Here is a 16,963-nt window from a genome sequence, read left to right as displayed (position 1 = left end):
ATTAAATGTTCAAATACCTCCTCACTGCAAAAAAACTAGCAATCACGCCCAGTGCGACTCCAGAAGCAAGAATGATGCTTAAAATTTGCCAGAAATTCGCCACATAATATTGGAAGAGATCGATGCCACCATAAAACGATACGGTATTGTTTTTAATCCAGAGCGTCAAGGGGTAAAAAATACTCAACGTAATCACCGCCGAAGCAACCCCGTAAAGAATTCCTTCAACAATGAACGGTCCGCGGATATAGCGATTGTCCGCACCCACAAGACGCATCACGCCGATTTCCTCGCGTGCGGTGTAAATGGCAAGTCGGATTGTGTTGAATGTGATAAGAATCGAAATAATAATAAGAACCACTGTTCCAATGAGACCAAGTTTTTGAACACCTGCAATAATCTTTGTGAGCTTATCGATTACATTCTTGTTGTCATTGTAATTAACCTTTTCAACTACAGCAGTCCCCCCTTCCGAAAGCGGACTCTGTACGTCAAGGAATTTCGCAATATTTTCATATTGGGAAGTCTCTTTTGCTTTCACGTTAAGGACGGGGCGAAGTGGATTATCACTCAACTCACTGAGTGCTTGAAGAGTGAGCTCGTCATTTTCATGGCGCATCTTGAAATCCGCCAGTGCTTGTTCTTTTGAAACATACGACACCGAGAAGACTTCTGGTAGATTTTCGAGAGATTGCTTGAACTTCAATACCCCTTCTTCGGTAGTGTCTGTATGAAAGTATACATTGATGTCAATTTTGTCTTGTATTTCTTTTAGTGTCGAATGAAGATACGCACTCAATAAAATAGTTGAGCCGATCATGGAGAGTGCGACTACCATCACTAAAATTGAAGAAAGGGATACAATCCCATGTCTCCAAAAATTTAGTAACCCCGATCTAAATATGCGTTTAGTGTTTGTCCAGAACATGGTTGGTTTTCTTAACGAGTGAAGTGAGTCTTAGAAAATCATCTGTTTTTAATATGAAATCATTATACCACGATACTCTTAACACAATTACTAAGTGCTCGATCTAATAAATCATAGTCGCTACGCTCTTTGGTTTATAAAACGTACTTCCCCTGTTTATCATCCCGCGCAATCTTGCCTTTCTCCATCGTAATAACACGCTTCCCCAACGCATCGATGACACCCTTATTGTGCGTCGTAAGAATCACCGTTGTTCCAAGATCATTAATCTTCTTTAGTATCTGAACAATGTCATAGGTATTAATAGGGTCTAAGTTCCCCGTGGGCTCATCGGCAATGATTACATCGGGTTGATTGATAATCGCACGCGCGATAGCAACTCTCTGTCGCTCTCCTCCGGAAAGTTCGTGGGGAAAATTGAGTATTTTTGACGAAAGGTCGACGAGTTCGAGAGCATGCGGAACATCGGAAGCAATTTCTTCGTCGGTTCGTCCGGCCGCCTCCATCGCAAACGCAATGTTTTCATAGGTTGTCTTTTGGGGAAGCAGTTTAAAATCCTGAAACACCACACCAATTTTTCTTCTGAATCTTGAAACTGCACCATTCCCGAGCGAATGAACATCGATGGACTCAAAAGAAACAGTACCTGATGTCGGTTTTTCTTCCGCCAGAAGCATTTTGAGAAGCGTGGTCTTGCCAGACCCTGAATGCCCCACGACCGATACAAACTCTCCCAGTTCAACAGAAAACGTCACATCCTCAAGAGCTATGGTTCGTGCTTTATTGTGGTATATCTTTGAAACTTTGTCGAAGTAAATCATATACTATTTTATAATCATACCACATTACAACAGCCGCAGAAAATTTTTTATTACAAATTCTTTTCCGCTTCGATAAAAATGTCGATGTTGCCATCCTTAAGCACTCCTGTCACATTGCTCGTCTCTGCGTTTGTACGATGATCCTTGATCATCTTGTAAGGATGCAGAACGTACGACCTGATCTGATTTCCCCATTCAATATCCGTTGTTTTGCTTATATACATTGATTTTTCTTTCGCTTCGCGTTCTTCTTTCATTCTTTTATATAATTTCCCACGAAGAATACCCATCCCCCGCTCGCGATTTTGCGCCTGCGAACGTTCCGATTCCACGTGGACTGCAAGTTTTGTCGGTATATGTACAATGCGCACCGCCGTCTCGCGCTTATTCACATTCTGCCCGCCAGGCCCTGATGATCGTGCAAATTCAACCCTGATATCCTGGGATGGAATTTCTAAATCTGCCTCCTTATCGAACTTTGGAATCACTTCGACCATTGAAAACGAAGTGTGTCGCAATTTTTTTGAGCTAAAGGGTGATATTCTTACCAAACGATGCACCCCCGACTCGTTCTTAAGAGTTCCATACGCGCCCTTGCCTTCGACTTCGATAGTAATGTTACGATACCCCCCATGATCATTCTCATTTTTATGAATAAGGTACGACCCCCATCCTTTTTTTTCAAAATACTTACTATACATTTCATACAACATATGCGAAAAATCTTCCGCGTCGTCACCCCCCGCCCCGGAAAAAATTGTTATGATTGCATTTCCTTTATCATACTTCCCTACTCCCAGAAGTATTTCGCGAAGCTCTTGAAGCTCTCTTATAAGTGCTTGGGCTTTGTCCTTATTTTTCCAGAAATCAGGAAGTGCCATGTGTTGTTCAAGTTCCGCAATTCGTTCCTTGGTTTTATCCATAAGAGGATTATAGCAAGATTAAATTCCAATACAAAAAAGGAAATTGGGGTGTTTGCGAATTAAGCAAAAAGCTGTTATGATGCGCCTTACGTTAGGCTTCTAAACCCATGATCGAAGTAAGTCAAATCATACCCTATATATTTCTTTTTGCGGCGCTCTATTTTCAGATTTTTCTTCTGCTTACGTTTTTTGAAAATAGGGAAATGATCGGGAAACGAGTCTCGCGCACAAGCACACACTACCCATCAGTTGCCGTTCTTGTCCCTTGCTATAACGAGGAAAAAACAGTTGCAGGAACTGTCGAGTCCCTTTTCTCGCTTGATTACCCCAAAGACAAGTTGCATATCGTTATTATTGATGACGGAAGTACAGACAGTACCTTTGAGGTAATGAAAACATTCGAATACCACCCGCAGGTAACCCTTCTTCAAAAAGAAAACGGCGGAAAATATACCGCACTTAATTTAGGTCTTTCACTCACAAACACAGAACTTGTGGGGTGTCTTGATGCCGATTCTTTTGTCGCATCCAATGCACTTATCGAAATTGTGAAATGTTTTGATGATGCAACCATAATGGCGGTAATGCCTGCAATTAAAATTTGGAACCCTAAAACTGTACTTGAGCGCATGCAAAAAGCTGAATATGATATGGGCATATTTGTACGTAAAATGTTCGGCATTATGAATACCATCCAAGTAACTCCAGGGGCATTTTCCCTGTTCAGAAAAAGAGTTTTTGATGAGCTCGGAGGATTTAAGGAAGCGCACAATACTGAAGATATGGAGATTGCGCTTCGCATGCAAAGCAATCATTACCGTATAGAAAACGCGCATATGGCACATGTGTATACTGTTGCGCCAAACACGATACGAGCGCTCTACAATCAACGCATTCGTTGGACATATGGATTTCTCAAAAATGTTTTAGACTATCGTTTTATGCTATTTAATAAAAAATATGGGCATCTCGGAATACTCACCCTCCCGTTCGCAATCGCATCAATCATAGGCGCCGTCTATATGGCGGGATTTGTTGTTATAAACTTCGCTAACTATATGTTAGAAAAAATTGTAAAATTTCAAACAGTCGGATTTCAATGGGATGGAATAGGTGTTGATTGGTTTTTCCTTAACACGCAGTCACTTCCCATTCTCATTATTTTCACCCTCGTCACCACATTACTTATTCTTGTTAACGGGAAAAAGCTTTCTGGGGGCACCATGAAGCCATCACGCGATATCTTATATTTCCTTTTGTTGTACGGACTCATGGCGCCCATGTGGCTCACGAAAGCTCTCTACAACAGCGCGCTCTCAAAAAAAAGCTCTTGGAAATAAATTAACCTTATGAATTTTGATGATTACAGAAAATATATTTTTGTGTTTATTATCACGTCAGTGATCTTTTTCACCGCGTTTGCAATCAGTAATTATTCCGATAAAAAACGAATTCAAAACATCCAGTCGATCGAGGATAAAATAGCACTTGATCTTCTTTCGTCAGAAACACAATTCAACCTCTTAAAAGAACTCTCGTGCAAAGCGATTGATAATTCAGTTTTGTCACAAGAGCTTAATTCCATCGCCGAAAAACTAACCTATGCCGAAGAAAATCTGGGAGTGACCAATCCGGAAGTCATTCGCCTAAAGAAATATTATTCGGTCCTTCAAGTTAAGGACTATTTGCTCATGAAGCAGGTGGATCAAAAATGCAAACAAAAATTAATTTTTATACTCTATTTCTATTCAAATAAAGGAGACTGCGCTGACTGCAAAAAAGAAGGGTATGTGCTTACCGATCTCCGCGAAGAATACCCTGAACTTCGAGTGTATTCGTTTGATTACAATCTTGACTTTCCTATCATAAAAACCCTGCAAGCGGTTTTCAAGCTTAAAAACACGCTCCCTGCTATTATTATTGGCCTGCCTGCCACGACGGGCACGGCGCAGGCAGGGGACGAAACTCATTACGGATTCAAGAGCCGCGAAGAGATCGAGAACCTTATGCCGATACTTGTGAAACTCAAGGCTGCGCGCGAAAAGGCGCAAAACACCGCAACCTCGACGGCGACGACAACGCAAAAGAAAAAATAATTGAGCCACCTCCCAGAATTGAACTGGGGACCTTTGCTTTACGAAAGCACTGCTCTACCAACTGAGCTAAGGTGGCGAGTTGGAGCCGTTGTCCGGGATTGAACCGGAGACCTCGTTCTTACCAAGAACGTGCTCTACCAACTGAGCTACAACGGCTAAAACAACTTTCTTCAAAAATTGTTCGCCCGAACATTTTGTAGGGCAAAATGTTCAAGGGCACATGTCTATTGTGAGACCAGCCCACATAGTATAGTATTATCGGGATATTTTCAAACAAAAATCCTCCGCCTAGGTCGGAGGATTTTTTAGATGCGCGGCTGATGGGTGCTGGTCACAAATATTTCCTCGCCGCCGCTCGAAAATTTCGCTACCCCGGCTCGCGGTTTTGCCTGCTGGCAAAACATCGCTCCGCCCGTCATCACCCACCACAAATGACGCAGGTCACTTGTTTCAGCCGCGCAAATTAAAACCCCTTTCGGGGTTTTGTTTTGCGCGGCTGATGGGTGCTGACCCCACGACCTCTCGCGTGACAGGCGAGTGTTCTACCGTTGAACTACAGCCGCATTTTTATGTATCTACTAAATACATTTTTCTTCCGCTCAAGAAAAAGGTTATTTAATATTGGGACTTCATGATTATACATAAAACCATACAATTTCAAAATACCCCTGATAGCTCACAGTAGACATTAGTCAACTAATATCCACCACCTAAGATGTATTTAATAAGAGATCATTTTATGGTGCCGGAGGGCAGATTTGAACTGCCGACCTGGCGCTTATGAAACGCCCGCTCTAACCACTGAGCTACCCCGGCAATACACGAAACAATATCATTTTTAAACGTACTTTTCAATAAAAAAGCCGCCCGCCTAAAGCGAACGGCTTTTTTATAAACTTGTTGCGGGGACCGGATTTGAACCGGTGTCTCAAGGTTATGAGCCTTGCGAGGTACCACTCCTCCACCCCGCTATAATGTCAAAAACGCTTTTTAGGCGTTTTTAAGATAGTGAGATTATATACCAACCACGACACGTAATGCAACCTGCCGACAGACAGGCTAAAGATATCCTAGTTCTTTAAACACTTTTTCATACAGGTCAATGATTTTCCGCGCATCGCGTTTATTAAGTGGCGACGTTGCTTCTTCGTGTACAATCTTATTACGCGCCTTGTGTGCCTCCCACGCGTCGTTAAGCGTTTTAAGTCCCTTTGATTCAGCAAACTTCAGTCGATCACCAAGAGTCTCTCCGCGATATCCACGTTCTTCTAAAAGTTCATCGAGGATATTATCGGCCTCAAGAATTCCCAGCTTCCATTCAGCATTATTTTCTGATGCCATATGCTTGAGAATAATTTCCCATTGAACTTGTCTCGCTTTCGCATCCTCACCCTCAACATCCACAGCCTTATATTTCTCATGTTCTTGCGCCTGTAATCTTCGTAATCGCAAAAAAATATAAACGATGCCGGCAACAGAAAGCATGATAATAAGAAAAGAAATTGTTTTAAAGAGTGCAGTATAAGAAATAATCCACGACACAACCATATCACTGGATAATTTGATATACGTCTCGTAACCTTTCTTAAGAACCTGAGGCACATCATTGATGTCATGGATTCCAAACGTGGCACTTATAACAGCAAGAATGACAAACGAAAAAATCACATAATCGATTGCGTCATTTTCAAATCCTACTTTGTTTTTCCCTCCTGTTCCTTTTTCTGCCATACATTTCCTTTTATGATGCCGAAGATCCAAAAACATCCTTCCCTATCTTGAATAGTAATGCTTCTTCGAAATGAGGCGCCATGAGCTGCAGTCCCAAGGGAAGTTTTTTCCCATCGCGATCATCATATCCCGAAGGCACTGATAGTGCTGGAATACCAATGAGGTTCGCGGGAACCGTGAAAACATCCGCGAGATACATGGCAAGTGGGTCATTACTTTTCTCCCCAATCTTAAATGCAGGCGTAGGAGTTGTTGGCGTTGCAATAACATCGACATCTTTAAAGGCCTGTTCAAAATCCTTACCCATTAAAGAACGAAGACTCCATGCTTTATTGTAATATGCATCGTAATATCCTGATGAGAGAACATAGGTTCCCAAAAGTATTCGGCGACGCACTTCTCTTCCAAACCCTTCTCCTCGGGTTTTTGCATAATCCTCAAACGGTGTTGCTCCTTTTTGTGATAAACCATAGCGCACACCATCAAAACGCGCGAGGTTGGTGGAGGCTTCCGCAGGCATGATGATGTAATACACCGATAGCGCGTAGTGCATGTGTGGCAGTGTAATTTCCTTAATCAAATATCCTACGTTCTTAAGTTTTGTGATTGTTTCATTAAAATTTTTGAGCACTGCCGAATCTATTCCTGGTGAATCGACAATGTCTTTGGGAATTCCAATCGTTATTTTTTTCCCTGGATCATTCTGTGTTATGTCCGTGTTGTTCCGTGCCTCGCGAGGCGAAGAAGTGCTGTCCATCGGATCATGCCCCCCGATCACATTGAACAAAATTTCCGCGTCTTCAACGGTTTTTCCGAATGGTCCGATTTGGTCGAGCGACGATGCCATTGCCATAAGGCCATATCTTGAAACTGCACCGTAGGTTGGTTTAAGCCCGACAAGCCCACAAAATGAGGCGGGTTGTCTGATAGATCCCCCTGTATCCGAACCAAGTGCTACAAGTGCGCCATCCATCGCAACGGCGGCGGCAGAGCCGCCCGAAGAACCGCCGGGAACCCTAGAAATATCAAGGGGGTTCTTTGTTGCCCCAAAGGCAGAATTTTCGGTCGATCCCCCCATGGCAAACTCATCCATATTCGTTCTTCCTAAAAACACCGCGCCATCCGCTTTCAATTTTTTAATTACCGTTGCATCATAAGTTGCTGTATATCCTTCAAGAATTTTTGACGCGGAACTTGCTCGTTTTCCTTTTATTAAAATGTTGTCCTTCACTGCGATGGGAATGCCCGTAAATATTCCGCCTTTCTTTGATTCTATAATTTTTTGTGATTCTTTGGCTTGTTCTTCTATGTCATTAAATACTTCAAGATATGCATTGATATTTTTGTTGTGCGCTTCAATATTTTTAAGATACGCTTCGGAAAGTTCCATGGCAGAAAAATCGCCCTGTGCAAGGTGTTCATGAGCTTTTTTTATGGTGAGTGTTTTGAGATCAATACTCATATTAGAGAATCTGCTTAACCTTCACATACCCATTTTCTGTATCGGGAACTTCATCCATAATTTCTTTTGTGTACATTCCCTTGGGGTGTGGATCATTGTCCCCTCTCATCACATTCCTCAATTCGCCCCCTTCCTTGAGTGGCACTTCGGAAACTGCTCCCTTGATCTGGGAAACATAATCAAGAATAGATTCCATATCCTTGCACAAAATATCCCTTTCTTCTTCCGAGACCTCGATTCGGCAGAGTGTTGCGAGTTTTTCGATGTCTTTTTTCTCAATCATGGAGCTATATTATCACTTTTTGAGCCCCACGAGAAGCTTGGGAAATTTGAGTTTTGTGGTTTATGGAAACTCTGAAGTTGGGTCTATATGGCTTCTCACGGGGCAAACATTTCGAGAAATTCGTTTTCCGAGAGAATGGGAACGCCGAGACGTTTGGCATTGTCGTATTTTGACCCAGGATTTTCTCCCGCAACCAGAAAATCGGTACTTCCCGATACTGAACCAACCACATGTCCACCAAGCAATTTTATTTTTTTCTTTGCTTCATCACGCGACATAGCAGTCAAAGTTCCAGTAAGTACGAATGTTTTCCCTGCAAGTGGTTTTGCAACACCTGGTATAAATTTTACGGGTCTAATGGTTACTTCACGAAGAAGACGTTTCAAAAGTTTTTTATTTTGTTCATCACGGAACCAGTGATAAACAGAATCTGTGACAATGCCACCAACGCCGGGAATATGCTCGAGGGCTTCTTTTTTTACATGCTCAATTGTTTCGATATTTTTAAACGCTTCTGCAAGATCTTCTGCTGTTTCCTCCCCAACGTGTTCAATTGAAAGTGCGACGATAAATCTTGAAAGCTCTACGGTATGTGCTTTTTCTATTGCCACAAGAAGATTGTCCACAGATTTTTCCCCAAATCGTGGTAAAGCAAGAAGATCCCCCTTCTTAAGTGTAAAAATATCATCATAGGACGCAATGAGATTGCTGTCGAGAAGCGCGTCAATGATTTTCGGCCCCATCCCGGGAATATCAAAAGCGTGCTTTGACACAAAATGGTAAAACTTTCTGCGCTTTTGCGCAAATGAGTTTTTATTTATGCACCGATATGCTGCTTGTCCAGAGATGCGTTCGATCGGACCTCCGCAATCAGGAACAGTTTTAGGAAATACATACGGCTTTTCGTTGCCAGTCCTTAATTCTTTGATAACAGAAACAATGTCCGGAATCACGTCCCCCGCCTTCTGAAGCACCACAGTATCTCCTACGCGCACATCAAGACGCTTGATCTCGTCTTCGTTATGAAGTGTGGCACGCGACACCACAGAGCCTGCAACAAGAACCGGGTGCAGATGTGCAACAGGAGTGAGCACACCTGTTCTCCCCACTTGGAGCACAATACTTTCAACAACGGTCGTTACTTGCTCCGCGGGGAATTTATACGCAACGCCCCACCGTGGAGATTTCCCGGTATACCCAAGTACTTCTTGAATCACGCGAGAATTGATTTTAATAACAATACCGTCAATACCATATTCTTCTTTATCTTTTTTATCGATCCATTTCTGATAAAAATTCTCGATGTCGGCAACATTTTGAGAAACATCGTGGTGTGGATTTACCTTGAAACCAAGTTCTTGGAGAAGCTTGAGTTCGCCTTCTTGTGTTTTTGGCATAGGGAAACCTTCGATTTTATCAATGTCATATATAAAAGAATTGAGCCTGCGGGATGCGGCAATTTTCGGATCAAGTTGACGAATAGATCCCGCGGCGGCGTTGCGTGTGTTCGCAAACAATTGCCCCCCGTGCTGTTCACGTTCTTTATTGATACGCGCAAGTTCACTTTTTTTCATCCACGCTTCACCAACAACAATTATATTAATTTTTTTATTAAGAGTAAGAGGAATACTTTGGATCGTTTTAAGATTGTGTGTGACATCTTCACCGACCACCCCATTCCCGCGTGTCGCCCCTCGCACCAAGAGACCATTTTTATAAGTAAGGATAATCTTGAGACCGTCGATTTTCAATTCCGTACAATATGCTAGTTTTTCACGAGAAAGTTCCGGGTGGTTATCGATAAAACGTTTCGCACGCGTTTCCCACTTAAGCAGACCGTCGTGGCTAAACACGTCGTCATACGACCACTGGCGCATTTCATGGGTAACTTTTTTAAACAATGTGCGTGGCTCTCCGCCAACCCTTTGTGTGGGACTGTCGGGAGTCTGTAGGTTGGGGAATTTCTCCTCTATGACACGAAGCTCCTCCATAAGCGAATCGTATGCTTCATCGGTTATGTCGGGCTTGTCGAGTACGTGATAGAGGTAGCGATGTCGGTCGATGGTCACGCGCAATTTCTCCGCGCGCTCTCGCGCTTTATTCAATGTTCCAAGGGATGCCCTTGGATTTGTGTTACCTAGTAAGACCATATCCGCATAGTATACCGCACACAGGGGAAATCTTGGAGAGTGGGACACCAAATGAAGAGAGTGGAATCAAGAATATCCCCCGCTTACCTATTTGTGCTTATGGCACAAACAGGTAAGCGGGGGATATATACATTCTTTCAATTTCCAAAGCGAGGCTTTGGAAACTTAGTAGAAAACCTTAAGTCCCCGTTCTACTCGGCGAAGGTCAGTTGAATCACACGAGCTCCTGCCACGAGAATCAATGGTTGTAAAAAAAGCACCACTGCCATTATCGCGCTTGCCGACAGCCACCACTACGCAGGGTTTTGTATCGTTGGTGGGATCGCGAAGTTCGAAGGTAGTCGTCGCACTCGGACCAGCACCATACACAAGACTCCACTGTGGCTTCCCACTATCAGTTCCTCCGGTGATATCAACCCCATCAAAACATTTAATACGGTGAGTATTGGGGTTGGGATAACTTCCGGACACAGATGAAGTGGCGAAAACATATGCCGCACTGTTATTGGCAATTCCATCATCAATCCTATCAACGGTTGTTGTTGATTGTGAGTCCCAATACAGTGCACACTCGATACCTGTATCAGCCATATAAAACGCAATGCCGGATTTGTTGCCAATTGATGAGAGTTTTATCTCTTTCAGTGCAATATTAGAAATCCCCATTCCCACCGAAAGGAGGATGCTCGCAATCATAAGCCCGAGAATAAGCGCCCCGCCATGGTTTAATGATGTTTTCGTATTATCTTTGTGTGTCGCTTGGATCATATTGATGTATTTTTAGCATATATTCAGACTATCTCCACGCAAATGCATGTTCTGATATAGTGGTTTTTTTATCCACTCCATGATCTTGCCACAAAACTGTTGCGGTTATAACAACCTCATCAGAGGACGGCGTATTTGGATTAGGGTCTTGCGAAGCGTTTGCAACAGTGACGGTTCTTGTGAACTTGGATGCCGAACCAGAAACGTACCCATATACCCCTGTCGTGGAATCAAATAAAAGAACACAATCCGAACCAGCGCACGAAATTATTTCGTCGGCGAAAGAATCAACTCTGCAATATGGCCCTCCCCCATCACCGTCACCGGGACACGATGGATTTGCAGGGGGCCAATCAAGCCAACCCGGATCGCCCGCATTGAACTTTGTCGCAATTTTGTATTTTACAAAATCAATCGCGTCTTCCGCGAGATACAGCGCAGTAACTTTGTTTTTTGCATCAAATGCCGCACTTATGTTTTTAGCGAGGATGGTAAGTGGAGCAACCACAGCCATTAACAAAATCGATATCGCAACAAGTGTTTCCACAAGAGTAAATCCTTTTTTGCTGTAAATCTTTTTACTCATTTTTAAATTTAAAAAAAATCATATATGTATTTTCTCTCACTCTATTATTTTGGAGACCGTTGTGTCACCGATGTATAGATGGTGAAATTTGATTGGGTTTTAACATCCATGCCCGCAATTCCCTGCACTACAATATTAACACGGGGCTGTTCCAGTCCTACTCCTTCGGCACCTATGACGTAAAATTTAAGATTAGTGATATTGATTTCGGGAGAAGTCAGATAATCTGACCAGGAGAGCCCTCCGACACCACTAGCATCACCGAACATTATTCGCCCCCTACCACTACCTGGATCCACTACCAACCAATATGCAGCAAGAGCACTTGTCTCACTCCATTGAAATGATATGGATGAATTATCAAGCGAGGTGGATGACGAACAATCACGCGGGACAGGCGGTATGGCCAAATCTGCGTATGCATCCTCGCCCGCACATCGATAATAGTATCCCGTCCTCAATTTTCGCGCCATGTCTTCAACCGCAACGCTCAAATTATCAATGGCGATTCTGGTTGCACTGGCTTTCTTGCTCAAGTCAGCAAGGGTAAGAAATGCGGAGGTGGTAATAAAAACAACAACAATAAACAGTGACATCGAAACAATGAGTTCAACGAGAGTAAATCCCGTACGAGAGTCAGTTATTTTTCTCCTGAAGTTTTTTTTCACTGATTGAGTGTCAAATTGCGTTCTCTCGTATGGGATAAACCCCCGCTCGCGTTCATTATTGAAAAAAGTTTTTTTCTGGTTATATTTCACGATTTTCAAAATACATCATTAATTATTCGGCACTGAAACACTTCCAAAAGGAGTTATGTTGATACTCTTTGTTGTTCCGCTTGGAGAAGTAAGTTCTATGCGCACGTTATCTTGAAGCCTGCTCACACCACCATCCAAAATATTACTACAGCTACTTCCTTGTTTTTTTCTCATACCCATCCACGCATTGGGAGATGGTCTTCTAAATGTCGTGCTCAAGCACTCGACTTTACACTTATCAGAGTTACCATCATCTTTCACGCGACACAAACCACTAAGAGCATATCCGGGTTTCACGGTGTAAGTACTGATAACAGTATCATCTGTATCAATATACATATAATCTTTATTGGTATCTTCAAAAAAGAGAAATTCGTTGGGTTTATTTATATCAAAATGAACACCATAGGGGATGTCGAAGTTACCTGAACCCGCAAATGTTTCTTTTGCGCTTATCCCATAGCTCTGCGCTTCACGTATAGTTAGGGCAATATCGAGTGTCAAATTATCAAAATCACTTTTATCTGAATATGATAGGTAGTCAGGAATAATGATTGCGAGTATTGAGACCATAATAAAAAACACAACGAGAAGCTCGATGAGTGTAAATCCTCCTTTTTTAAACAACCCCTTTTTGCGTTTTAAAAACATGATTACTTTTTAAATAAAAATCTTTTCCTATCTCTATAGTTTAGAACAATACGAACCCTAAATCAAAGAGGTTGATGTTGAAAAAGAATATGAGAATAGTTCCCAGAATCAAAAATGGGCCGAAAGGAATTTCACTTTTCATTCCAAATTTCGAGCGAAATCGCTTAGCAAAAGAAAGCTTGCTTAAAACAACGAGCATAAGCCCTACAATCGCTCCCATCCAAAATCCGAGAATAATTGCCGAACCACCCTTGATGAGCCCAAGAAACCACCCAATTCCAAGGGCAAGTTTCGCATCGCCAAGCCCCATCCACCTTCCTTGTGAGAAATACCACAGCGCGGCAAAAGGAAGAGCGAACAAAGGTCCCGCAAGTAAATCCCATGAGTGAGGTGCGTGTAATATATTTCCGAAACCTGCGCTTACGACAAGGTACACAAGCGCAAGACCAGAAAAAATAAACACAGGGAAGTCAGGGATAATTTTATGGCGAAGGTCGTAGATGGAGATTACTATGAGAAGGCTCCAGATGAGTAGATAGTAGATAGTAGATAGTAGATAGTGGGCGTCAAAACCTGTAACCTGTAACTTATAACTTGTAACTAGAAACAAAAGCCCTGTTGTTAATTCAATAAGTGGATACTGAAAAGAAATCTTGCTTCCACAACCGGCGCATTTTCCACGAAGCACAAAAAAACTTACTATTGGCACAAGCTCATACCATGAAAGTTTCTTATTGCACGAGGGACAAAATGATCTGCCAGAAAAAAATGACACGCCGGTGTTATAGCGAAGAATCACCACATTGAGAAAACTGCCAACAATAGTTCCGAGAATAAAAAAAATGGTGTAAAAAAACACGTTCATATATGTATAATACCACAGTTCATACCATTTAAATTATCAATGTTTTATCAAGGTTCGTTCTATCAACAAAGAAACAGAGAATGCAAAGGAAAGTCCTTTGTAGAAGTGGGGGTTTTTTGTTATTAGAAAGGGGGTCAGGAAAGGGGGGAAAGGTCAGGAAAGGGGGAAAGGGGGTCAGAAAGGGGGTCAGTCAGAAAAATAAGAAATAAGAAATAAGGGAAATAAGGGGGTCAGAATAAGGGAATAAGAATAAGAATAAGGGGGTCAGGTACCCTTTTGGGGCCTCCATGGCGAGCGGATGGTAGCTTCGAGTCTAAATTTTTTTATCACTTTTACAGTCCATGTATCTGTACCCAACGGTTTCCCCCTTACGACAGATGCTCTAATATTTTCTTCTTCCTCTTTGGGTTGCGGAGTATTTACAAACAAAAGATAATCTTCGGGTTCTGATATCGGCCACGCTGACAAAAGCTTCTTTTTTCTTGTGTCCCTTGAAAGCCTGCGCGCCAAACTACAGAAACCCCAGTTCTCTGCTTTTTTAACAAGCTTTGCACGAAGGGCATTTCGCTCCACATAGCGAATGACAGAAAGAAGATGGTTGTCTTCTTGTATCAAAAAAGATTTGTACCTTCCTTGATAGAGGTGCCCCGTTCCCTTTGTATTGTTTATTTGATGCCAGCGTTGCGTATGAGTGAGTGTGAGCCATTGCATGAATTTACCCATATCACCATCATTTCTTGGGTACAGTACGAGGTGAAAATGATTTGGCATAAGGCAATACGCGAGAATTCTCATAGAAAACTTTTCTTGAGCTTCTTCTAAAACATTCTCGAACAAAATGTAATCCTTTTCTGTAAAGAAAATTGGGAGTCGAGCGTTGGCACGATTTATGACATGATAACAATGATTGCCAATGTCGGTACGAGTGATGCGAGGCATGAATTTAGTATATCAGAACCAAAAGAAAAGGGTACCTGACCCCCTTATCTGACCCCCTTATCCCTGCGAGATTGGATCCAACCAGAATTCGATTTTAATAATTAGGGTTTACAAAGGAAAGTCCTTTGTGCCCCATAATTAGGGTTTACAAAGGAAAGTCCTTTGTGCCCCATCAAAAAACCACCCGCTCGGGTGGTTTTTTGTGGAATTTGAAAATTACTAGATTAACAACTAACGTCGGTTGCTGTGTTGTCGAGACCAGCAGCGGCATTAACCTGCCCTTTCCCTGTAGAATCTACACAAAAGAAAGAGCCGCCCTTTAAGGCAACTTCGGCGGCATATGCATTAGCAGTCGCGTTACAAGAAGCAGTCGCAGGTACTGTGGTAACAGTATCGTCAACACCAACAACAGCGGTGCTAAGCGCGTTCTTTGCAGCTGCTAAAACAAGTGCGTTGACTCCACTTACACCGCCAGCTAAACCAGCAGGATCACAGACATTTGTCGCCGCAGTACCCCCATCATAGCTATTACCATTACTGTCGTAGAAAAGTTCCGCTTGAGCACGAGCCCCGGACATTTGAGCTTTTCCTGCAGCGTCTGAACCTTTTGTTCGCGCGGTGTTGAGCGATGCCAACACAACTGACGCGAGAATACCAATAATGGCGATAACGACCAAAAGTTCGATCAATGTAAAACCTCGTTTTTTCATTTGTTTCTTATTCTAAATAATAAACTTTAATAATATATAACCAACCTTATTGCGCTTATCGTGCTTAGAGGAAAATTCGACCAAAAGATAACACGAAAGCGCTTGTTTCTAGGCTGTAGTAATTATATATCATCAAAAAATCAAGGAAATAGCGGGTGTGGATAAGTGAGGGTCGTAAAACGTGTAATTTACAAGGGTCCGACCTTGGGAGCCTTAAGGCCTGCCTGCCGGTAGGCAGGGTCGGACCTTTGGCTTATAAGCTTCTTGATTTAAAACCTTTTGAAGCTACTGAAGCTCTGGAAGCTAGAAGCTAATTTATCCCTCCCGCGATGTCGTAGATCGGGATAAGGACCGCGGCAAGGACAATCCCGACACCAAGACCCAAAAATACCATCAATATTGGCTCAATAAGACTAATAAGCGTTTCAACCGATGTGTCCACCTCGCGGCGATAGAATTTCGCAAGTTTTTGGAGAATATTCGCGACTTGCCCCGTCTCCTCACCCACCTTGATCATCTGGATCATAATTGCCGGGATTTCTTTATACCCCACCAGCGCGGACGACATCGTGTTCCCTGTTTTGATCGCGTCCGCGGCGTCTTCAAGGATTTTTTTGTATATGTCGTTTCCAACGACGTTCGCGCTGATCTCTATCGATTTGATCATCGGGATCCCGCTTGAAAGCATGGTGTACATATTGTCTGAAATACGCGCGAGGTAAATTTTCCTAAAAAGATCACCGAAGAGCGGGAGCTTTAATTTGATCGCGGAAAATGAAATGACCCCCGCTTTGCTATATCGCCACACTGCCACTCCTGCCATAATAAGCACTACGAGAAAAAATAATCCGTAGTTTACCATGAAATCGCTTATGCCTATAATAATTTTTGTATACACAGGAAGCTCTTGGCCTCCTGCCTTAAGCATATCGGCTAGTTGTGGCACGATCTTAGTCATCAGAAGAACCATGATCACAATAAAGACCATGAACACGAATGCCGGGTACGCCAATGCTCCGCGGACCTTTGAGGTTAGTTCGTAGGTCCGCTCGAGATAGTCGGCGAGATATGCAAATGTTTCGCTCAATTTTCCCGACTCCTCTCCGGAGCGAACCATGTTCACATAAAAACCGGAGAACACGCTCGGATGCTTATTGAGCGCCTGTGATATCGACATTCCGCTCTGGAGGTCATCTCCAATTTCAGAAAGTTTTTTCCTCATCAGGGGATTCTCCAATTCGACAGAGAGAAGCTTGAACGACCGCAAGGCGGACACTTGAGATTCAAAAAGT

Annotated in this window: 17 protein-coding genes and 5 tRNA genes; 2 read left to right on the top strand and 20 right to left on the bottom strand. The window is 42.8% G+C overall.

Features of this window, described 5'->3' with window-relative positions; translation table 11 throughout:
- Nucleotide 1: 1 nt before the first annotated feature.
- The 3 genes from Q7S11_00405 to Q7S11_00395 form a co-directional block, all read right to left on the bottom strand.
- The gene (locus tag Q7S11_00405; GenBank protein ID MDO8572212.1) at nt 2-928 is read right to left on the bottom strand and encodes a permease-like cell division protein FtsX; all 927 of its coding nucleotides are present in this window, start codon (nt 926-928) and stop codon (nt 2-4) included.
- Between the two features lie 134 nt (nt 929-1,062).
- Nucleotides 1,063-1,749, bottom strand: a complete 687-nt coding sequence (locus Q7S11_00400) for an ATP-binding cassette domain-containing protein (GenBank protein ID MDO8572211.1) — start codon at nt 1,747-1,749, stop codon at nt 1,063-1,065.
- Nucleotides 1,750-1,799: 50 nt separating this feature from the next.
- Nucleotides 1,800-2,672: a PCRF domain-containing protein gene (locus Q7S11_00395; protein MDO8572210.1), complete on the bottom strand. Its 873-nt coding sequence runs from the start codon at nt 2,670-2,672 to the stop codon at nt 1,800-1,802.
- A 107-nt stretch (nt 2,673-2,779) separates the two neighbouring features.
- On the opposite strand from Q7S11_00395, the gene Q7S11_00390 reads away from it, so the two are divergent.
- Nucleotides 2,780-4,012 (top strand): glycosyltransferase, encoded by a 1,233-nt coding sequence (locus Q7S11_00390; protein MDO8572209.1) that lies wholly within the window; start codon nt 2,780-2,782, stop codon nt 4,010-4,012.
- A gap of 9 nt (nt 4,013-4,021) precedes the next feature.
- Nucleotides 4,022-4,768, top strand: a complete 747-nt coding sequence (locus tag Q7S11_00385) for a hypothetical protein (GenBank protein MDO8572208.1) — start codon at nt 4,022-4,024, stop codon at nt 4,766-4,768.
- Between the two features lie 3 nt (nt 4,769-4,771).
- On the opposite strand, the gene Q7S11_00380 is transcribed toward Q7S11_00385, so the two are convergent.
- The 17 genes from Q7S11_00380 to Q7S11_00300 all read right to left on the bottom strand — a co-directional run.
- Nucleotides 4,772-4,844 (bottom strand) — tRNA-Thr (locus Q7S11_00380).
- Between the two features lie 4 nt (nt 4,845-4,848).
- Nucleotides 4,849-4,924, bottom strand: a tRNA-Thr gene (locus Q7S11_00375).
- A gap of 335 nt (nt 4,925-5,259) precedes the next feature.
- Nucleotides 5,260-5,331 (bottom strand) — tRNA-Asp (locus Q7S11_00370).
- Between the two features lie 177 nt (nt 5,332-5,508).
- A tRNA-Met gene (locus Q7S11_00365) sits at nt 5,509-5,584 on the bottom strand.
- A gap of 84 nt (nt 5,585-5,668) precedes the next feature.
- Nucleotides 5,669-5,739, bottom strand: a tRNA-Met gene (locus Q7S11_00360).
- Nucleotides 5,740-5,827: 88 nt separating this feature from the next.
- Nucleotides 5,828-6,499 carry a hypothetical protein gene (locus Q7S11_00355; GenBank protein MDO8572207.1) on the bottom strand — a complete coding sequence of 224 codons (672 nt, stop codon included), beginning with the start codon at nt 6,497-6,499 and terminating at the stop codon, nt 5,828-5,830.
- Between the two features lie 10 nt (nt 6,500-6,509).
- On the bottom strand, nt 6,510-7,955 hold the full coding sequence (gene gatA / locus Q7S11_00350; GenBank protein MDO8572206.1) for an Asp-tRNA(Asn)/Glu-tRNA(Gln) amidotransferase subunit GatA: 1,446 nt from the start codon (nt 7,953-7,955) through the stop codon (nt 6,510-6,512).
- Between the two features lie 7 nt (nt 7,956-7,962).
- Nucleotides 7,963-8,244, bottom strand: a complete 282-nt coding sequence (gene gatC, locus Q7S11_00345) for an Asp-tRNA(Asn)/Glu-tRNA(Gln) amidotransferase subunit GatC (protein ID MDO8572205.1) — start codon at nt 8,242-8,244, stop codon at nt 7,963-7,965.
- A 95-nt stretch (nt 8,245-8,339) separates the two neighbouring features.
- A complete protein-coding gene (gene ligA, locus Q7S11_00340; protein ID MDO8572204.1) occupies nt 8,340-10,394 on the bottom strand; it encodes an NAD-dependent DNA ligase LigA in 2,055 nt (684 codons plus the stop codon).
- Nucleotides 10,395-10,559: 165 nt separating this feature from the next.
- Nucleotides 10,560-11,162, bottom strand: coding sequence for a hypothetical protein (locus tag Q7S11_00335; protein ID MDO8572203.1), 603 nt, complete (start codon nt 11,160-11,162; stop codon nt 10,560-10,562).
- A 28-nt stretch (nt 11,163-11,190) separates the two neighbouring features.
- Complete coding sequence (locus tag Q7S11_00330) at nt 11,191-11,748, bottom strand: type II secretion system protein (protein ID MDO8572202.1); 558 nt, start codon at nt 11,746-11,748, stop codon at nt 11,191-11,193.
- Between the two features lie 44 nt (nt 11,749-11,792).
- The gene (locus Q7S11_00325) at nt 11,793-12,506 is read right to left on the bottom strand and encodes a hypothetical protein (protein ID MDO8572201.1); all 714 of its coding nucleotides are present in this window, start codon (nt 12,504-12,506) and stop codon (nt 11,793-11,795) included.
- 18 nt (nt 12,507-12,524) lie between these two features.
- The gene (locus Q7S11_00320) at nt 12,525-13,157 is read right to left on the bottom strand and encodes a type II secretion system protein (GenBank protein ID MDO8572200.1); all 633 of its coding nucleotides are present in this window, start codon (nt 13,155-13,157) and stop codon (nt 12,525-12,527) included.
- A 40-nt stretch (nt 13,158-13,197) separates the two neighbouring features.
- The gene (locus Q7S11_00315; protein ID MDO8572199.1) at nt 13,198-14,022 is read right to left on the bottom strand and encodes a prepilin peptidase; all 825 of its coding nucleotides are present in this window, start codon (nt 14,020-14,022) and stop codon (nt 13,198-13,200) included.
- Between the two features lie 264 nt (nt 14,023-14,286).
- Entirely contained in the window at nt 14,287-14,961 is a 675-nt protein-coding gene (locus Q7S11_00310; protein MDO8572198.1) for a transposase, read from the bottom strand.
- A 224-nt stretch (nt 14,962-15,185) separates the two neighbouring features.
- Complete coding sequence (locus Q7S11_00305) at nt 15,186-15,671, bottom strand: type II secretion system protein (GenBank protein ID MDO8572197.1); 486 nt, start codon at nt 15,669-15,671, stop codon at nt 15,186-15,188.
- Nucleotides 15,672-15,981: 310 nt separating this feature from the next.
- On the bottom strand, nt 15,982-16,963 hold a 982-nt coding region (locus Q7S11_00300), incomplete at its 5' end, for a type II secretion system F family protein (protein ID MDO8572196.1).

The sequence above is a fragment of the bacterium genome, assembly GCA_030648955.1.
GTDB lineage: Bacteria > Patescibacteriota > Minisyncoccia > Phycocordibacterales > JAUSHB01 > JAUSHB01.
The sequence above is the reverse complement of the archived record's forward strand: the minus strand, read 5'-3'. Positions and strand labels throughout refer to the sequence as shown.